This is a genomic window from Nonomuraea fuscirosea (assembly GCF_003001935.1).
GTDB lineage: Bacteria > Actinomycetota > Actinomycetes > Streptosporangiales > Streptosporangiaceae > Nonomuraea > Nonomuraea fuscirosea.
In genome coordinates, this window is sequence record NZ_PVNG01000017.1 from 22,885 (window position 1) to 39,891 (window position 17,007).

The window sequence follows — 17,007 nt, forward strand, 5'->3', positions numbered from 1 at the left end:
CGGGTGCTGCTGACGATCCTGGGCGGATGCGGGGCGTGGCCGGCCGCGGGCCAGGCCTGCAGTGGTCACCTCGTGGAGCACGACGGGTTCAGGCTGCTCGTCGACCTCGGCCATGCGACGGTGCCGCGGCTGCTGGAACGGGTCGGCGCCGATCAGATCGACGCGGTGTTCATCAGCCACGGGCATCCCGACCACTGCGCCGACCTGAACCCGCTGCTGCGGGCGCGCACCATGCGTGACGACCCGCCGGCGCCGTTGCCGGTGTACTCGCTGCCCGGCGCTCTGGACGCGGTGCTCGCGCTGGACCGCCCGGGGGTGCTGACCGACGCCTATGCGCTGCACGAGTTCACCGCCGGCAGCGGATTCGACATCGGCCCGTTCCGCGTGCAGACCCGTCTGCTGCCGCACTCCGTACCCAATGCCGGCATCCGGCTGACGGCGGGCGGACGGGTGCTCGCGTACACCGGCGACAGCGGCCCGAGTCCCGACAGGGTGGAACTGGCGCGTGGCGCTGACCTGCTCCTGGCCGAGGCCACCCATGTGGAGCAGGTCCCGGAGGATTCCCGGCGTTACCTGACGAGCGCCCGTCAGGCGGGCCGGCAAGCCATGGAAGCCGATGCCCGGCACCTGGTGCTGACGCACCTGCAACCGGGTACGGACGCCTCAGCCGCGCGAGCCGCCGCTGGGGCCGCCGGATACGACGGTGAGATCGGCATCGCCACGTCCGGTCTCAGCTTCGACCTTTCGTGAGTCATCGAAGCAGCGCAGGAAGCGCCGCAGGGTGGATGCGTCGCCGGTGACCGTGGCGTCCGCAGCGTGTACGGCGGCATCGAGGTCCCGGCCGCCGAACACCAGGTCCTGCAGGACGTGCACGGCACAGGTGATCGTGGCCGCCGCGTCGGAGATCTCGCCTCGGGCGATGTGCAGCCGCCCGTCGGCGACTTCCGCGGAGAAGGCGTCGCTCCCGAGGCGCAGCTGGTAGCGGCCGCACAGATCGCCCGCTGCGGCGGGGGCGAAGGTGGTCTTGAGGGCGAACGCCAGCGCGTCCGGGCTCAACTCGGTCGCCGACGTGCTCGCAGGCAGGATGGAGCTGCCCCACCGGCCGAGCGCCAGCAGAACCGGCTCGAGCTCCCGGCCGCGCGGGGTCAGCTCGTAGACGCGTGCTCCAGCGGGCGGCCCCAGGACGCGGCGTGCGACCACGCCGGAGTCCTCGAGCTCCCGCAGGCGCTGCGACAGCACGTTGTGACTCACGCCGGACAGCCCGCGATGCAGATCCACGAAGCGTTTGGGGCCGAACACCAGCTCGCGCACCATCAGCAGGGCCCAGCGCTCACCCACGACATCCAGAGCCCGGGCGATGCCACACAGATCTCCATAACTACGGGAACCGGACACGCTACAGTTTCTCCTCTTCTAGGAGTAGCCTCTCCTGAGGTAGGAGTATAGACGAACCGAGGAGAAACGATGCCGCAGGTCACCTCCCGGGACGGTACGTCGATCGTCTACGAGCGGGTCGGCAGCGGTCCCGTCGTCGTCCTGGTGGGCGGTGGGCTGGACGACGGGGCGGAGAACCGGCCGCTGGCCCAGGAGCTGGCAGATGACTTCACCGCCGTCAACTACGCTCGCCGTGGCCGCGCCGGAAGCGGCGACGTGCAGCCGTACGCGCTGGAACGGGAGATCGAGGACCTGGCGGCGTTGATCGACGCGGTCGGCGGGCCGGCGCATCTGTTCGGCGCCTCCTCCGGGGGTGCGCTCGTGCTGGAGGCGGCAGCGGCCGGACTGCCCATCGGCAAGGTCGCCGTGTTCGACGTGCCGTATGCGATCGGCGACACCGCCGTCCAGGCCTGGCAGGCGTACGTCAGGCAGCTGCGCGTCGCGCTCGCCGACGGAGAGCACGGCGAGGCGCTGAAGCTGTTCATGCGGCTGGCCGGCGCGTCCGAGCAGGACATCGCCGGGGCGGAAGGCTCGCCGATGTGGCCGCCGCTGTTGAACCTCGCGCACACCCTCGCCTACGACGCCGCCTGCCTGGGGGAGGGGCCTCCGCCCGTCACGCGGCTCGCCACGATCGATCAGCCGGTCCTGGTGGCCACCGGAGCGGGCGTCGATCCGCACATGGCTGGACTTCCGGGCGGCTTCTTCGGCCAGGCCGCCGACGCTGTCGCCGCGCGCCTGCCCCACGCCGAGCGCCGGACTCTCGACGTGCGCGAGCACATGGTCAACGCCAAGGTCCTCGGCCCTGCGCTCACCGCGTTCTTCCACTCTTGACCGTTGCCTCACCCCGTTCTTCAGGCCATGCCCCGTTCCTGGGAGCGTGGGGGAGGATCGACTCGGCGTTGTGGGTGGTGAGGGATCGCCAGTTCTCGTGCTCGTCGGACAATGTCTTGTCGAGTGAGGTCAGCAGGTGCAGGGCGAGGTCGCGTCGGGTCCAGGCGTAGTCGCTGCCATAGAGCAGGCGGTCCGGGGCGGCGATGGCGGTGAGTGCGGTGATCTGTTGGTTCGACGGCATGCCGGCCAGGTCGTAGGAGAAGCGGCCGAGCGTTTCGGTGACCGTGATCCGGTCGGCCGGTTCGCCGCTGATCGTGCGGAACGCTTCGACGCGTTCGGCGAGCAGGGGCAGCACTCCGCCGAGATGGGGGACGATCAGGCGGAGGCGGGAGAACCTCGTCGCGGCGCCGCTGAGGATGAAGTCGATGACCGTGCGGGCGGTTTCGAAGAGGAACTCGATCATCGGCTGGGGGCGTCCCGACGACAGCGCCTCGTGGCCCGGGCAGGTGGTCGGGTGCAGGAGGACGACGGCGGCGCGGCGGTCGAGTTCGGCCAGCACCGGCATGAGCCGTTCGTCGGCGAGCCGGATCCCGGCGTGGTTGGACAGCAGGGCCACGCCGTCGGCGCCTAGTTCGTCGAAGGAGTAGGCGAGTTCCGTCAGCGCGCCCTCTACGTCGGGCAGGGGGAGGGTGGCGAACTGGCCGAATCGGTCCGGGTGGTCTCGTACGGTTTGGGCGCAGAACTCGTTGATCTCGCGGGACAGGCGGCGGGCGGCCAGGTCGTCGCCGAAGTGGGCTCCCGGTGAGGAGAGGGACAGCATCGCCTTGGCGATGCCGGCTTCGTCCATGAAGGCCAGGTGCTCTTCGGCGGTCCATCTCGGCCAGTAGGTCTCGGGCATGCCGTCGGGTCGCACATGGCCGGCTGCCTTGGCGGCCTCGATGTAGTGGGGCGTGGTGAAGTGGGCGTGGACGTCGATCAGGCCCGGCGTGTTCATGGATGGTTCCCCTGTCAGGCCACGGTGCGTGGCGGTGTGCGGTGTCTTCAGGTTAGGAAGGGTGCCATTGAGTGGCACGATGGATGCCACTCAGTGGAACGGAGATGTGTGGTGGCGGCGTCAGATCTGCCCGAGGCGGGCTTCGGGCCGGGGGTGGCCGTGCCGGCGCAGAAGGCGGGCGAGGCGGTGATCGACCGGGCCTTCGCGGTGCTGAGCGCGTTCGACGCCGAGCACCGCGTCCTGTCGCTGGCGGGTCTCGTTCAGCGGACGGGGCTGCCGCGCAGCACCGCTCTGCGCCTCGCGCGCAAGCTGACCGAGACCGGGGCGCTGTAGCGCCTCGACGACGGTCGTTACGTCATCGGCCTGCGGCTGCTGGAGATCGCCTCGCTCGCCCCGCGCGGGCACGGGCTGCGGGCCGTGGCGATGCCGTACCTGGAGGACCTGTTCCACGTCACCCACCAGCACATCCTGCTGGCGGTACGGGACGGCGACGCGGCCACGCTGGTGGAGCGGCTGTCCGCGCACGACGCGAGCCCGGCGCATTACCGGGTCGGCGGCCGTATGCCCCTGACCGGGACCGGGGTCGGCCTGGTGCTGCTCGCCCACGCGCCCGCCGACGTACAGGAGCACTTCCTCGAGCGTTTCGAGGAGGGGCAGAGCTACGACGGGGTGCGCACCGCCGAGAGTCTGCGCCGGGTGCTGGCCGAGGTCAGGCGGGGCGGCTACGCCATCGGGAGCAAGGCCGGGCCCGAGCCGCACACCACGGCGGCGGCGCCGATCCGCAACGCGGACGGCGTCGTCGCCGCCGTGTCCGTGGTGGCACCGAGCGCCGACTTCGACGCGGCGATCTACGTGCCCGCCGTCCGTGCCACCGCGCGCGCCGTCTCGCGCGCGATGAACGACACCCGCCGGATCGGCTAGCTCACGCGCGACGAACACCACTCGCCGGATCGGCCAGCTCGGGCGATGAACGACACTCGCGAGACCGGCTCATGAAAGGCCGATCCGGCGCGTCCCCGCCGAGCGCCGGATATCGCGAGTGCGGCCCCGAGCGGGGCTACAGCTCGCGGGCCGTGATCTGCGCCGCCGCCTCCAGCAGGCGTTTGGCCGTCCGCTCGACCTCCAGGTCCACCATCGACACGATGCCGAGACTGGCGTCCAGCGAGTGGCCCTCGCTGTCGTACAGCGGCACCGCGACGCCCACCGCGCCCGGGGTCAGGGTGCCGCGCGACACCGCGTAGCCCAGCTCGCGCGCCTCGGTCACCGCGGGCGGGTCGCCGGCCTGAGGCGGGCGGGACAGCATGATGGCCAGACCGCTGGCCCCCTGGTCGAGGGCGTGCCGGGCGCCGCTGCGCTGGGACAGGTGGAAGATCGCGTCGGGCGGCTCGACGACCGCCAGCACGACGGCGTCGGCCCCCTCGGCCACGACGCACTGCGTGGTGACGCCGAGCTCCTCGGCGAGCGTACGCAGGTAGGGGACGACCGCGCGACGGAGCTGCGGGTTGGCCTGCCTGGCGAGCTGGATCACGCCCAGCCCGAGCCGGTAGCGCCCCGAGCTGCCCTCCGCGGCCAGGCGGTGCAGGCGCAGCGTGGTGAGCAGCCGGTAGACGGCCTGCCGGTGCATGCCCAGCGACGTGGCCAGCTCGGCGACGGTCATGTCGCGGTCCTCGGAGGCGAGCAGCTCCAGCAGCCGCAGGCCCCGATCCAGGGTCTGGGACCCGCTGCCCTGACTCGCGCCCTCGCCGGCGCGATCACCAGTGCTCACGTCACGTCATCCCTACCGCCGTCGGTGCCACCGACATCCGCTGTGCCCGCATGAAGCCGGCCTGATCTCACTTCGAGCGTCAACTTCCACCTACCCGGTCGGCTGCCGCGTTGCGTCCAGCGATCCGGCCGAATGCCAGGCACTCGGCGATGCTGCCACCGCCGGTCGGATAGAGCAGGCCGTGTAGTGATCCTAGCTCTCCGGCGGAGTAGAGATGGCTGATCGAACCTCCCCGAATCGAGGCGACGCGAGCGTTCGCGTCACGGCGTGGACCGCCGACGGTGTGGGACCCTCCGGGCCAGAGCGGGACCGCGTAGTAGCGGTCGCCGCCGAGGGGGGTCAGCGTGACGGGATCACGGCCGAAGTCGGCGTCGACGCCGTTCGCGCAGTGCTCGTTGTAGCGCGCGACGGTCCGCTCCAGCGCGGCGGGGTCGAGCCCGCACACTACGGCCAGCTCCTTGACGGAGCCGGCCGACTGGATCCAGCCTTCGCGCAGCTCGGCGACGTTGTCCTCGCTCCAGGTGTAGTCACCGACCGGCCCGGCCGGCCCCGAGTACGTCGGCACCAGTGTCGCCCGCTCGAAACGCTCCTGGTCGAAGATCCACCAGGTGGGGATCCTCGGATAGGTGAGCGAGTCGGCGTCCATGGCCAGCAGCTCCAGGTTGGCGGCGTGCTGGCGGCCCGGCTCGCGGATGAAGCGCCGGGCCGTGCCGTCGACGAAGATCGAGCCCGGCGCCCGTACGTCGTCCGGCGGCCCGAACCGGCCCGACCCCCACAGGTCGATGCCCGTCCCTCCGGTGTAGCCGCCGCCGGGGAACCTGGCCACGAAGTGCCCCGGCCAGACGTTCATGTGCCACAGCTCCGCGCCGGCCTCGATCGCCATGGTGATGCCGTCGCCGGTGTTGTGCTCGGTGCCGTAGAAGTGGGCGGGGGAGATCGGCAGGTACTGCCGCTTGAGCCGTTCGCTGGACTCGTAGCCGCCGACGGCCAGCACGACGCCGCGGCGCACGCCGATCCGCCGCACCTGGCCGTCGCACTCGGTCTCCACGCCGACGACCGCGCCCGCCGCGTCGGTGAGCAGCCACCTGGCCGCGGTCCCGTACCGCACCTCGATGGCGCGCTCGGCGATCAGGCCGCGCAGGAAGCCGTGCATCGGGCAGCCGGTGTAGCCCTCGGGCGAGCCGGAGGGCTGCGCCTTGTAGACCCGGATCGACTCGTGGCCGGGCAGCGACGGGTGCTCGCCGTGGATGTTCATCTTCACGTACGTGCCGCCGTGCCGGTCGAGCCAGGCCGGGTTGGCCGCCGCCTCCTCGGCCCAGGCGCGGATCAGGGCGGGATCGACCGTGGACAGCTCGCCGTTGACCGCGTACATGGCCGACAGGTACGCGACCGCGCCCTCCAGGTCCTCCGGCACGAGGAAGAAGCCGGCCGCGTAACGGCTGTTGGGCCGGTGCCCCGCCGCCTGCTGCTTCTCGACGACGAGCACCTCGGCGCCCGCGTCGTGGGCGGTCACCGCGGCGACCGCGCCGGCGTCGCCCAGGCCGAGCACGACGACGTCGACGGTCCGGTCAAAGGGACCGGTATGGTGCATGCTGACCTCCTCCTGGACCGTACGTGCGCCTCATGCCTCTCCGGTGAGCCCGAACAGCCTGGCCGCGTTCTCCTTCAAGATCTTCGGCCGGACCTCGTCGCGGATGCCGATCTTGGCGAAGTCGCCCAGCCAGCGCTCCGGAGTGATCATCGGGAAGTCCGACCCGAAGAGTACCTTGTCCTTGAGCAGCGTGTTGGCGTACTGGATGAGCTGCGGCGGGAAGTACTTCGGCGACCAGCCGGACAGGTCGATGTAGACCTCCGGCTTGTGCATGGCGACCGCGAGCGCCTCGTCCTGCCAGGGGAACGACGGGTGCGCCAGGATGATCCGCAGGCCGGGGAACTCGGCGGCCACGTCGTCGACGTGCATCGGGTCGGAGTACTTCAGCCGCAGCCCGCCGCCGCCCGGCGTGCCCGCCCCCGCGCCGGTCTGGCCGGTGTGGAACAGCGCGACGAGCCCGTGCTCGGCGATGACCTCGTACAGCGGATAGGCCATCCGGTCGTTCGGGAAGAAGCCCTGCGTGGTGGGGTGGAACTTGAAGCCGCGCACCCCGTGCTCCTCGATCAGCCGCCGCGCCTCGCGCACGCCGGCCGCGCCCCGGTGCGGGTCGATGCTGGCGAACGGGATGAGCACGTCGGCGTGCAGGGCCGCCTGCTCGGCGATCTCCTGGTTGCCGGGGACCTGCTCGCGGCCGCTGAGGTACATGGAGTCGACGCCGAAGACGATCGCCGCCATGTTCCGCTCGCGGTAGTACTCGGCGATCATCGGGACGGTGAACTTCCTGACCTCGCCGGCCTTGAAGTAGCCGGCCATCGCCGCGAACCTGTCGTCGCCGTCGCCGGGCCCCTGGGTCTCGCGGACGGAGGTGTGCACGTGGGTGTGCACGTCGATCGCGTCCAGCGAGGTGACGTCGATCGTCATCACGCCTCCTCGTCGATGATCGCGGTGGCGGTGCCGGACAGCACCTCCACGCCGTCGGCGTTCACCGCCGTGAGGGCGAGCTCGGCACGCCGCTGCCCGTCGACCGTCAGCACGTCGGTGACGACCGCGGTCGCGGTGATGGTGTCACCGGGCCAGACGGGGGCCTTGAACCTGGCGCGGTAGCGCCGTACGTTCTCGTGCCCGAACCAGTCGGTCAGCACCCGGCCGGCCAGGCCCATGGTGAGCATCCCGTGGGACATCACGGTCGGATGCCCGGCGATCTCGGTGGCGAACGGCTCGTCGGTGTGCAGCGGGTTGTAGTCGCCTGAGGCGCCCGCGTACATGACGATCTGGGTGCGTTTGAGGTCCGTCACGACGACCTGGGACACCTGCCGGCCTGCCGTCACCGTCATGAGGGCTCCTCCTTCGTGATCCGCACCGAGACCGAGGTGGAGCGGGCCACCAGGTTGCCGTCGGCGTCGTGGAAGTCGACGTGCCGCTCGGCGAAGTTCAGCACGCCGGCCCGGCCGCTCTTGTGCCACGTCCGGCCCTGCCGCTTGCGGGCCGTCAGCGTCTCGCCGACGCGGATCGGGCGGAAGTACTCGAACTCCTGCTCCGCGTGCAGGCCGCCGGTTCCGCCGGACGAGCGGCCCGCGTCGGCTCCTGACCCGTTCCAGGGCTCGCCGGGCTTCATGCGCAACGGCCAGTCCGGGTCGAACTGGGAGAAGGCGATCGGGAAGGTGGGCGGGACGACGTCCGCGTCCTCCCCCAGGGCGCGGGCGAACGCCCGCACGTGGCCCCGCTCGATCGGAAAGGGAACATCGGTCACAGGGTCGACTCCTTCGTGGCCGGGCGCAGGTGGCCGACCGCCAGCTCCCGCGCGGACGGCCGGTTGATCTTGCCCGCCGGGCTGCGCGGGATGGCCTCGACCCGGACGATGGCGCGCGGGCGCTTGTACCCGGCCAGCCGCTCGCCCACGTGCCGGCTCAGCGCCTCGTCCTCGACCTCGGCCAGCGCGTCCGCGGGCGCGACGACGGCGACCACGATCTGACCCCAGCGCGGGTCGGGTACGCCGACGACCACCGCCTCGGAGACGTTCGGATGGGTCACCAGCGCCTCCTCGACCTCCTCGGGGAAGACCTTCTCGCCGCCGGTGTTGATCACACCGTCGCCGCGGCCGAGCAGGATCAGCCTGCCGTCCGCGTCCAGCGAGGCGAGGTCGCCGGGCACCGCGTACCGGACGCCGTCGATGGTCCGCCAGACCCTGGCGGTCCGCTCCGGGTCCTTGAGGTAGCCGACCGGCTGCGGTCCCGCGCTGGCCAGCACCCCGACCTGCCCGGTGCCCGGCTTGATGTCCTGGTCGTTCTCGTCCAGGATCCGGGCGACGGGGGACAGCGTGAACCGTCCGTCGGCCACGTCGGCCTCCGAGCGGGCCAGCGCCTGTCCGAAGGGCCCGCCCTCGGACGCCGAGATGTTGTCGATCAGCGTCATTCCGCCGCGCCGCAGCAGCTCCCGCTTGACCTCGGCGCTCCAGATGACGCCGGAGCTGGTCATCGAGCGCAGGCTGCCGATGTCGTACGGCCGCCCCGCCCGCTCGGCGGCGGCCAGCGCGTCGACCAGCGGCCGGCCGAACGCGTCGCCGACGATCACCATCTCGGTGACCGCGTGCCGCTCGACGGTCCGCCACACCTCCTCCGCGTCGAGGGAGCGGGAGGTGCAGAAGCAGATCGTCCCGCCGGCCAGCAGGGTGCGCAGCGCGTGGAACAGGCCGGTGCCGTGCATGAGCGGCGACATCGGCAGCACGACCGGCGGGCCGCCCTTCGCGCGCAGCTCGCGGACCCGCGTCCGCACCTCGTCCGGCGTCTGCGGCGGCTCCAGCCCGGCCTGGCGGAAGACGCCCCGCAGGATGCCCAGCAGGCCGTCACGGTCCCAGATCACGCCTTTGGGCCGGCCTGTCGTGCCCCCGGTGAGCAGGATGATGCCGTGCGGCGAGCCGGCGGCGGCGTCGCGGTGGACCGGCTCGTGCTCGACGGCCCGCTCGAACGGAACGACCGGCGCGAGCGGCTCGGCCTCCGCGCCGACCTCCAGGAGCAGGCGGTCGCCCGGCACCTCGCGGACGTGGGCGGCCAGGCTCGTGTCGTGCACGAAGGCCGCCGCGTCGGTGTAGTCGAGCACGTAACGCAGCTCGGGGGCGCGGTAGCGGTAGTTGATGTTGACCGGCCGCGCGCCCAGCTTGAACGCCGCGACGATGGTCTCCAGGTAGGCGAAGGAGTTGTACAGGCCGATGGCGACGGTCGAGCCGGGGCCGACCCCGTGCCCGGCCAGCGCACCGGCCAGCCGCGCCGCGCGTTCGTCCAGCTCGGCGTAACCGACGGTGCGCTCGCCCTGGATCATGGCGGGCCGATCGCCCGCCGCCTGCGCCGCGGCGCGCAGGGCGGTGGCGACGCTCATCTTCAGCTCGGCGGGTTCGGGCAGGTCGTTCGGCTCGTGGGCCATCCGGTCTCCTTCGCTGCGGTACGCGGCCAGCCGCTCATCCGGCACGGGGTGGGAGGTCATGGGTCCGTACATTGGAGATCATCGCGGCGTCCATCATCCAGTCACGCGCCCGTGGCGGAGCGGCGGCGATCTCCGACATCTGACGCTGGTACCTGCGCCGCTCGACCTCGTCCTGCTCGGCCATGGCGGTGGTGGTGCGGTGGGTGAGCTCCCTGACCGCCTCGATCGCGGCCTTGCGCCTGCGGTGCGCCCAGGCGTCCAGCACGTCCGGGCCGGCCTCGCCGTTCAGCACCGCGCCGAGCTGGATGGACAGGTCGAACGCGTCGTGGATGCCGCCGTTCAGGCCCATGCCGCCCATCGGGCTGTTGACGTGCGCGGCGTCGCCCAGCAGCAGCACCCGGCCCTGACGGAAGGCGTCGGCCACGCGCTGGTGCACCGAGTAGATCTTCCGCTCGCGCAGCGGCAGCTCGGGGTGGTCGCCGAACAGGCCGCGCAGCCGCTCGGCCACGTACGGGTCGGAGACCGCCTCCTCGCTGGTGACGTGCGGCGGCACCGAGATGACCACCCGCCACAGGTCGGGCACCCGCAGCACCAGCAGGTGCTCCACGGGGTCGGCGATGTAGTTGACGTCGCAGATGCCGGGCAGCAGGGTCTCCACCGGGTAGTCGATGCTCAGCACGAGATACCGGTGATCGTAGGTGAGTCCCTCGAACGGCGTGCCCAGCGCCTTGCGGACGGTGCTGCGCGCCCCGTCGGCGCCGAGCACCCAGCGGGCCGCGACCCGCTCGCCGGAGGCGGTGGTCAGCGCGGCCTCGCCGTCGTCCTGGCTCACGCCGACGACGCCGGTCCCGAGCCGGATGTCCACCCGGTCGTGCCGCTCCTCGATGGCGTCCTTGATGATCTGCGTGTACTTGTACTGTTCGAGCTGCAGCCTGAACGGATAGTCGGTCTCGCCGGCCAGCAGCCCGAAGTCGAACTCCGCGATCAGCCCGTCGCGCCGGTCACGCACCTGGTACTTCCTGGCGACGATGCCGCTCGACAACATCGTGCCGACGACGCCGAGGTCGCGGGCGATCTCGATGGTGGGCGGATGGAACGTGGAGGCCCGCCACTCGGTGCTGAGCCGCTCGCTCTCCTCCAGGACGACGACGGACGCGCCGCGCCGGGCCAGGGCGAGCGCGGCGGTGAGCCCGACAGGGCCGGCGCCGACCACGGCCACGTCGTGAACGCCCATCATCGGCTCCACTCGGCGATGTGCTCGCACATGGTCTGGGCCAGGTCGGGGCGGCCCTGGAAGTAGTGGTCCGCGCCCTTGATCTCGACCAGCTCGCGGCGGTCGTGGGCGACGGCCTCGTACATGGTGCGGGCGTGGCTGGGGAAGGCAGCGCAGTCCGCCGACCCGTGGACGACCATGACCGGCGCCTGCACGTGAGGGAGGGCGAGGTAGGCGTTGGCCCGGCTGCGGTCGTAGCTCCACTGGCTCAGCCAGGAGCGCAGGCTGGTGAGGTGGCCCAGCGAGGCCGGCTGGAAGTTGGCCACCCAGGGGGAGCCCCACAGGGTGCCGGCCTTGCGGTCGGACGGGTCGAGGGCCAGGTCCAGGAAGCGCGGGTCGGCGGCGGTGCCGTGGACGACGAAGGGCAGGTCGTCCGGCGCCTCCTTCAGGCCGGCCGGCGACTCCCTGGTGTGCTCGCGCAGCGCCTCGATCTGCTCGGCGGCCCAGCCGGTGATCCGGCGGTTGCGCTCGATCTGGGCGTCGCGGTAGCGCTCGACGAACTCCTCGCCGTACGCCGGCCCGTTGGCCGGGTCGAACATGTCGAGCGACCGGTCGCGGTCGAAGGGCCGCCGCTCGTCGGTGATGGCCGCGTCCAGCCCCTCGGTGTAGACGACCGCGCGGCCGGGGTGCGCCATGGCCATCACGATCTTGTCGGCCGGGATCAGGCCGGCGCCGGTCAGGTCCACGGGGTCCCCGGCCGGCGTGTGGGTGATGGTGGGGTGCTCGGCCTGCTCCTGGTAGAGCGCGGCCAGGCCGCCGCCGCCGGAGTTGCCGACCAGGACCACCCGTTCGTAACCCAGCTCGCGCAGGCGCCGGATCGCCGCGCCGACGTCCAGGACGCAGTTCTCCATGATCAGCGCGGAGTCGTTGCCGACGTAACGGGTGGCCAGGCCGACCGCGGCCACGCCCCGCGAGGCCAGCTCCTCCAGCGCGTAGTGGCCGATGAAGTTGGAGGCGGGGTGCACGATCAGCACGGCGGTCGTCGGCTGCCGCCGGTCGTCCTTCCAGAGGGTGGCCCAGATCTTCCCGCTCATCCGGGCGACACCGGAGTTGATGTCCAGGCGTCCGCCTTGGGACATCGGGATGGGCAGTAGTTCGCGGGACAGCACGGGCGGCTCCTGATCAGCGCAAGAAGGGCAGGTGGTGGGTCGGCGGCGCGCGCTACCCGCGTGAGGTCCACTTCCGCAGCGTCTCGGCGCCCGCTCTCGCGTCGTCGGCGGTCAGCTCGCGGGTCTGGTACGTGAGCTCGATCCGCACGCCGTTGGGGTCGAAGATGTACAGCGACTCCCAGACGCCGTCATGGTCGACGATGCCCACGCTCTCCACGCCCTTGGCGGCGAAGTGCGCCTTCCACTCGTGCAGCTCCTCCATCGAGTCGACGTTGAGCGCGATGTGCCGCACCCACGACGGCACCGAGTCGGGGCCCGGGTCGGGCATGTCGTCGACCTCGAAGAAGGCGATGGCGCTCCCGTCGCCCAGGCCGAAGAAGGTGTGCAGGTACGGCGTCTTGGCGCCGTTCGACGGGACCTCGTCGAGCTGGATCGCGGTGAGCAGCTCACACTTCAGCACCTCGGTGTAGAAGTCGTGCGTCGCTTGGGAGTTCCAGGTCGGATAGGCGATGTGGTTGAGCGAGCGCGGAGTGCGGAGATCGGCTGTGGCCATCATCTGATCCTGTCTGTGTCAATTATCGGACAAACAGTCCGAAATTTGAGTTGATTGTCGGGCGGTAGATGTCCGCTTGTCAACTGTCCGGACGATCGGGCGTTCAGATGACCAGGACGATGCGCAGCGCCTTTCCGGCCAGCAGCCGGTCGTAGCCCTCCTGCGCGTCGGTCATGCCGAACGATCCGGAGACGTACTCGTCCAGCGGAAGCCGGCCGTCCAGGTAGAGGCCCGCCAGGAGCGGCAGGTCCCTGGAGGCGACGCAGTCTCCCCAGATGGAGACCCTGATCGAGCCCCCGTTCAGGAACAGCCGCCGCAGCGGCAGCTCGACCGTGTCGCCCTGCCGGGGCGCGCCGACGACCACCAGCCGCGAGCCGGGGGCCCGCAGCGCGTCGGCCGTGGCGAAGGTGGCGGGGCCGCCGACCGCGTCCAGGACGACGTCCGCGCCCGCGCCGCCGGTCAGCTCCCGCACCCGTTCGACCGGGTCCTCGCCGAACGCGTCGATCACGTGGGTGGCGCCGAAGCGCTCGGCGGCGGCGAGCTTGTCCGGGTTGGTGTCCACGGCGATGACCCGCCGCGCCCCCGCGTACACGGCTCCGGCGACGGCCGCGACGCCCACGCCGCCGCACCCGATCACCACCACGTCGTCGGCCGGGCCGACCTGCGCGGTGTTGACGGCGGCGCCGAACCCGCTGGGCACGCCGCAGCCGAGCAGCGCGGCGATCTTCGGCGGGACCCTCGGGTCGATGGCGATCGCCTGCCTGGCGGGCACGATGACCCGTTCGGCCAGGCCGCCGACGCCGAGCACGGGGGTCGCGGCGACGCCGTCGCCGAGTCCGACCTTCGGCCGGCGCGGCAGCCTCGACGGGCACGCCTCGGGCCGTCCCGCCCGGCAGTGCCGGCACTCCCCGCAGGCCACCATGGGCGCGACGACCACGGTGTCCCCGACGGCGACGCCCGCCGCGTCCGGTCCCAGGGCCTCGATCACGCCGGCCACCTCGTGCCCGACCAGGTACGGGAAGTCCGTCCCCGACGTGCCGTGCATGAAGTGCACGTCGCTGTGGCACAGCCCGCAGGCGGTCACCCTGATCAGCACCTCGTCGCCGGCCGGCGCGCGCAGCGGGATGTCCTCGAAGCTCAGCGGGCCGTGCGGCCGCCGGACGACGGCGCCTCGGTAGTGCGCGGACATGGGCCACTCCTCAGATCGGTGCGGGGACGGAAGCGGGATGCGGGTCAGGGGGGCGGAAGCGGGGTGCGGGTCGGCGGATCGGGTGAGGGCGGAGGCGGGGTTCAGGTCGGCGGATCGGTGCCAGGGCGGGAGCGGGGTTGAGGTCAGTACCAGCGGGGTGCGTCCGCAGCGGCGGTGTCCACGATCACCGTCTTGAGCTCCGTGTAGGCCTCGTGGCCCACCCGGCCGAGCTCCCGGCCCACCCCTGACAGGCCGACGCCGCCGATCGGGGCGTCCAGCGCCAGCGCCCCGTAGGAGTTGATCCAGAAGTAGCCGGAGCGCACGGCTCTGGCGGTGGTCAGCGCCCGGTCCAGGTCGCGGGTCCAGCAGCCGCCCACCAGCCCGAACGGCGAGTCGTTGGCCAGCTCGACCGCCTGCCGCGCGCCGCTGAAGCGCTGCACGGTCAGCACCGGCCCGAAGACCTCGTCGTAGACGATGTCGGGCACGCGCGGCAGCCCGGCGGGGATCTCCAGCACGGCCGGCGCGACGAAGGCGCCGCCGGGGTGCACGCCGGGCGGCGCGTCCCCGCCGGTCAGGACCCGGGCGCCCTGGCCCACCGCCTTGTCGATCATCCCCCGCACCCTGGCGGCCTCCTCGGCCGAGATGAGCGCGCCGAGCTGGGTGTCGGCCGCGAACGGGTCGCCGACCCTGATCGAGCGCGCCACCTCGACGACCCGCGCCGTGAACGCGTCGGCGACCGGCTCCTCGACCAGCAGCCGCGAGCCGGAGAAACAGCGCTGCCCGGCGTTGCGGAAGACGCCGCCGACGGCGGCGTGCAGGGCGGCATCGAGGTCCGCGTCGGCGTAGACGATGTTCGCCGACTTGCCGCCCAGCTCCAGCAGCACGCGCTTCATCCCGTACGCCGCCGAGCCCATCACCTGCCGGCCGACCGCCGTGCTGCCGGTGAACGACACCATGCTCACCCCGGGATGCTCGACCAGCCTGCGGCCGACCTCGCCCGCGCCCTGCACCACCTGGACCAGCCCGGCGGGCAGCTCGGCGGCCGTGAGGAGCTCGGCGAAGACGGGCGCCGCCAGCGGGCTCAGCTCGGGCGCCTTGATCACGATCGCGTTGCCCGCGGCCAGCGCCGGCCCCGCCTTCTGCGCCGCGAACATGAACGTGGTGTTGAACGGGATGACCGCCGCCACCACCCCCACCGGCTCGCGGAAGGTCATCCGCAGGGTGGACCCGTCGGCCGGCAGCGTGACGCCTTCGAGCGTGGCCGCCCATCCGGCCGCCGCGCGCAGGTGGGCCGCCGCGACGAAGACGTCCCCGCACGCCTCGGCGAGCGTCTTGCCGTTGTCCAGCGCGACGAGGTGGACCAGCCGCCCAGCCCGCGCCTCGATGAGGTCGGCCGCCGCGCGCAGAATGCGCGCCCGCTCGTGCGGTGAGGTGCGGGCCCAGTCCGGCTGGGCCGCGACGGCGCCGGCCACGGCCTCGTCCACGAAGGCGTCCGTGGCGGCCTCGACCGTCGCGAGCACCGAGCCGTCACCGGGGTGGCGGGTCGTGAACTCGGGCCCGCCGCCACCGCGCAGGGCTCCGGCGAGGAAGCCGTGCGCCGGCGGGAGGTCGGCGACGGCGATGTGTTCGGACAGGTCCGGGCTCATGGAGCGACCTCCTTGGCAGTGCCCGCGCGAAGGGCCGGCACTCTTTACCTCGCCTACGCGCCAACGCTACCATCAGTATTCACATATAGGACTCATCGTCCGATAAATGGAACTCCTAACGTCAGGAGACCCCTCGTGGAATTCACGAACCTCGGCCGCAGCGGCCTGACGGTCAGCCGGCTTGTCCTCGGCACGGACAACTTCGGCACGCAGACGACCGAGGAGGACGCGTTCGCGATCATGGATCGCGCCCACGAGCTGGGCATCAACCTGATCGACACGTCCGACGTGTACGGCTGGCAGTTCGGCGAGGGCCTGACCGAGCAGATCATCGGCCGCTGGCTGGCCACCGGCGGAGGACGCCGCGAGCGCACCGTGCTGGCCACCAAGCTCTACGGCCGCATATCCACGTGGCCGAACGACGCGGGCCTGTCCGCGCTGCACATCCGGCGCGCCTGCGAGGCGTCGCTGCGGCGGCTGAAGACGGACCACATCGACCTCTACCAGATGCACCACATCGACAGATCGACCCCCTGGGAGGAGATCTGGGAGGCGATGGACGTGCTCAAGACCCAGGGCAAGATCGTCTACGTGGGCTCGTCCAACCATCCCGGCTGGCACATCGCCGGCGGGCAGGAGAGGGCCGCCCGGCGCGGCCACACTGGCCTGGTCAGCGAGCAGACCATCTACAACCTGCTCGAACGCACCGCCGAGCTGGAGGTCCTGCCCGCCTGCGCGCACTACGGCGTCGGCTTCATGCCGTGGTCGCCGCTCGACGCCGGCCTGCTCGGCGGCATCCTGCGCAAGGAGCGGGAGAACGCGATGGGCACACCGCTGCCCGGCGCGAAGGTGGCCACGCACCGCGGCAAGCGGCTGATCAAGCTGGACCGCCACCGCGCCCAGATCCAGGAGTACGAGGACCTGTGCGACGAACTGGGCCACAGCCCGGCGGACGTCGCCATGGCCTGGCTGCTGAGCCGGCCAGGCGTGACCGCGCCGATCATCGGGCCGCGAACGCTGGCGCAGCTCGACGCCGCCACCCGCGCCTTCGAGGTGAGCCTGGACGACAAGACGCTGGAACGGCTGGACGCCGTCTTCCCCGGCCCGGGACCGGCGCCGGAGGCCTACGCCTGGTAGGTCGCCTGGTGGGAGGAGCCCCCGATCGCCGGTCACAGCCGCCGATCAGGGGCACAGCTCTCTGGGGC

Annotated in this window: 18 protein-coding genes; 5 read left to right on the forward strand and 13 right to left on the reverse strand. The window is 71.9% G+C overall.

Annotated features, from left to right (window positions below):
- The first annotated feature begins 3 nt into the window (after nt 1–3).
- A complete protein-coding gene (locus B0I32_RS34440; protein ID WP_106246951.1) occupies nt 4–750 on the forward strand; it encodes an MBL fold metallo-hydrolase in 747 nt (248 codons plus the stop codon).
- Here the strand turns inward: B0I32_RS34440 and B0I32_RS34445 are convergent.
- Nucleotides 664–1,395 (reverse strand): winged helix-turn-helix transcriptional regulator, encoded by a 732-nt coding sequence (locus tag B0I32_RS34445; RefSeq protein ID WP_106246953.1) that lies wholly within the window; start codon nt 1,393–1,395, stop codon nt 664–666. The two genes, B0I32_RS34440 and B0I32_RS34445, sit on opposite strands and share 87 nt — an antisense overlap.
- 69 nt (nt 1,396–1,464) lie before the next feature.
- Here B0I32_RS34445 and B0I32_RS34450 point away from each other — a divergent pair, with 69 nt between their 5' ends.
- The gene (locus tag B0I32_RS34450) at nt 1,465–2,265 is read left to right on the forward strand and encodes an alpha/beta fold hydrolase (protein ID WP_106246955.1); all 801 of its coding nucleotides are present in this window, start codon (nt 1,465–1,467) and stop codon (nt 2,263–2,265) included.
- On the opposite strand, the gene B0I32_RS34455 is transcribed toward B0I32_RS34450, so the two are convergent.
- The gene (locus B0I32_RS34455) at nt 2,243–3,259 is read right to left on the reverse strand and encodes an amidohydrolase family protein (protein ID WP_106246956.1); all 1,017 of its coding nucleotides are present in this window, start codon (nt 3,257–3,259) and stop codon (nt 2,243–2,245) included. The genes B0I32_RS34450 and B0I32_RS34455 overlap by 23 nt on opposite strands.
- 111 nt (nt 3,260–3,370) lie before the next feature.
- Here B0I32_RS34455 and B0I32_RS59070 point away from each other — a divergent pair, with 111 nt between their 5' ends.
- Both B0I32_RS59070 and B0I32_RS59075 read left to right on the forward strand, forming a co-directional pair.
- Complete coding sequence (locus B0I32_RS59070; protein WP_219912148.1) at nt 3,371–3,592, forward strand: helix-turn-helix domain-containing protein; 222 nt, start codon at nt 3,371–3,373, stop codon at nt 3,590–3,592.
- Nucleotides 3,593–3,667: 75 nt separating this feature from the next.
- Nucleotides 3,668–4,180, forward strand: coding sequence for an IclR family transcriptional regulator domain-containing protein (locus B0I32_RS59075; protein ID WP_425438124.1), 513 nt, complete (start codon nt 3,668–3,670; stop codon nt 4,178–4,180).
- A gap of 136 nt (nt 4,181–4,316) precedes the next feature.
- Here B0I32_RS59075 and B0I32_RS34465 read toward each other — a convergent pair whose 3' ends face one another.
- The 11 genes from B0I32_RS34465 to B0I32_RS34515 form a co-directional block, all read right to left on the reverse strand.
- A complete protein-coding gene (locus B0I32_RS34465) occupies nt 4,317–5,024 on the reverse strand; it encodes an IclR family transcriptional regulator (RefSeq protein WP_106246958.1) in 708 nt (235 codons plus the stop codon).
- A 79-nt stretch (nt 5,025–5,103) separates the two neighbouring features.
- Nucleotides 5,104–6,615 (reverse strand): FAD-dependent oxidoreductase, encoded by a 1,512-nt coding sequence (locus B0I32_RS34470; protein WP_106246959.1) that lies wholly within the window; start codon nt 6,613–6,615, stop codon nt 5,104–5,106.
- A 30-nt stretch (nt 6,616–6,645) separates the two neighbouring features.
- Entirely contained in the window at nt 6,646–7,536 is an 891-nt protein-coding gene (locus B0I32_RS34475; protein ID WP_106246961.1) for an amidohydrolase family protein, read from the reverse strand.
- Nucleotides 7,536–7,949 (reverse strand): MaoC/PaaZ C-terminal domain-containing protein, encoded by a 414-nt coding sequence (locus tag B0I32_RS34480; RefSeq protein WP_106246962.1) that lies wholly within the window; start codon nt 7,947–7,949, stop codon nt 7,536–7,538. Before B0I32_RS34480 ends, B0I32_RS34475 begins: the two co-directional genes overlap by 1 nt.
- Nucleotides 7,946–8,365: an FAS1-like dehydratase domain-containing protein gene (locus tag B0I32_RS34485; RefSeq protein ID WP_106246964.1), complete on the reverse strand. Its 420-nt coding sequence runs from the start codon at nt 8,363–8,365 to the stop codon at nt 7,946–7,948. Before B0I32_RS34485 ends, B0I32_RS34480 begins: the two co-directional genes overlap by 4 nt.
- Nucleotides 8,362–10,092 (reverse strand): AMP-binding protein, encoded by a 1,731-nt coding sequence (locus tag B0I32_RS34490; RefSeq protein ID WP_181308088.1) that lies wholly within the window; start codon nt 10,090–10,092, stop codon nt 8,362–8,364. The genes B0I32_RS34485 and B0I32_RS34490 overlap by 4 nt, the downstream gene beginning before the upstream one ends.
- Complete coding sequence (locus B0I32_RS34495) at nt 10,067–11,269, reverse strand: FAD-dependent oxidoreductase (protein WP_106246967.1); 1,203 nt, start codon at nt 11,267–11,269, stop codon at nt 10,067–10,069. Before B0I32_RS34495 ends, B0I32_RS34490 begins: the two co-directional genes overlap by 26 nt.
- Nucleotides 11,266–12,414, reverse strand: a complete 1,149-nt coding sequence (locus tag B0I32_RS34500; RefSeq protein ID WP_106246969.1) for an alpha/beta hydrolase — start codon at nt 12,412–12,414, stop codon at nt 11,266–11,268. Before B0I32_RS34500 ends, B0I32_RS34495 begins: the two co-directional genes overlap by 4 nt.
- A gap of 52 nt (nt 12,415–12,466) precedes the next feature.
- The gene (locus B0I32_RS34505) at nt 12,467–12,970 is read right to left on the reverse strand and encodes a VOC family protein (protein ID WP_106246971.1); all 504 of its coding nucleotides are present in this window, start codon (nt 12,968–12,970) and stop codon (nt 12,467–12,469) included.
- Between the two features lie 100 nt (nt 12,971–13,070).
- Nucleotides 13,071–14,156, reverse strand: coding sequence for a zinc-binding dehydrogenase (locus B0I32_RS34510; protein WP_106246972.1), 1,086 nt, complete (start codon nt 14,154–14,156; stop codon nt 13,071–13,073).
- Between the two features lie 143 nt (nt 14,157–14,299).
- Nucleotides 14,300–15,802, reverse strand: coding sequence for an aldehyde dehydrogenase family protein (locus tag B0I32_RS34515; protein ID WP_106246974.1), 1,503 nt, complete (start codon nt 15,800–15,802; stop codon nt 14,300–14,302).
- A gap of 135 nt (nt 15,803–15,937) precedes the next feature.
- Between B0I32_RS34515 and B0I32_RS34520 the strand changes: the two genes are divergently transcribed.
- Nucleotides 15,938–16,939, forward strand: a complete 1,002-nt coding sequence (locus B0I32_RS34520; RefSeq protein WP_106246976.1) for an aldo/keto reductase — start codon at nt 15,938–15,940, stop codon at nt 16,937–16,939.
- Nucleotides 16,940–17,007: the final 68 nt, after the last annotated feature.

Coding starts and splice junctions, on each gene's coding strand:
- B0I32_RS34450 (WP_106246955.1), top strand. CDS start 1,465: ATGCCGCAGGTCACCTCCCGGGACGGTACGTCGATCGTCTACGAGCGG.
- B0I32_RS34455 (WP_106246956.1), bottom strand. CDS start 3,259: ATGAACACGCCGGGCCTGATCGACGTCCACGCCCACTTCACCACGCCC.
- B0I32_RS34470 (WP_106246959.1), bottom strand. CDS start 6,615: ATGCACCATACCGGTCCCTTTGACCGGACCGTCGACGTCGTCGTGCTC.
- B0I32_RS34475 (WP_106246961.1), bottom strand. CDS start 7,536: ATGACGATCGACGTCACCTCGCTGGACGCGATCGACGTGCACACCCAC.
- B0I32_RS34480 (WP_106246962.1), bottom strand. CDS start 7,949: ATGACGGTGACGGCAGGCCGGCAGGTGTCCCAGGTCGTCGTGACGGAC.
- B0I32_RS34490 (WP_181308088.1), bottom strand. CDS start 10,092: ATGACCTCCCACCCCGTGCCGGATGAGCGGCTGGCCGCGTACCGCAGC.
- B0I32_RS34495 (WP_106246967.1), bottom strand. CDS start 11,269: ATGATGGGCGTTCACGACGTGGCCGTGGTCGGCGCCGGCCCTGTCGGG.
- B0I32_RS34505 (WP_106246971.1), bottom strand. CDS start 12,970: ATGATGGCCACAGCCGATCTCCGCACTCCGCGCTCGCTCAACCACATC.
- B0I32_RS34510 (WP_106246972.1), bottom strand. CDS start 14,156: ATGTCCGCGCACTACCGAGGCGCCGTCGTCCGGCGGCCGCACGGCCCG.
- B0I32_RS34515 (WP_106246974.1), bottom strand. CDS start 15,802: ATGAGCCCGGACCTGTCCGAACACATCGCCGTCGCCGACCTCCCGCCG.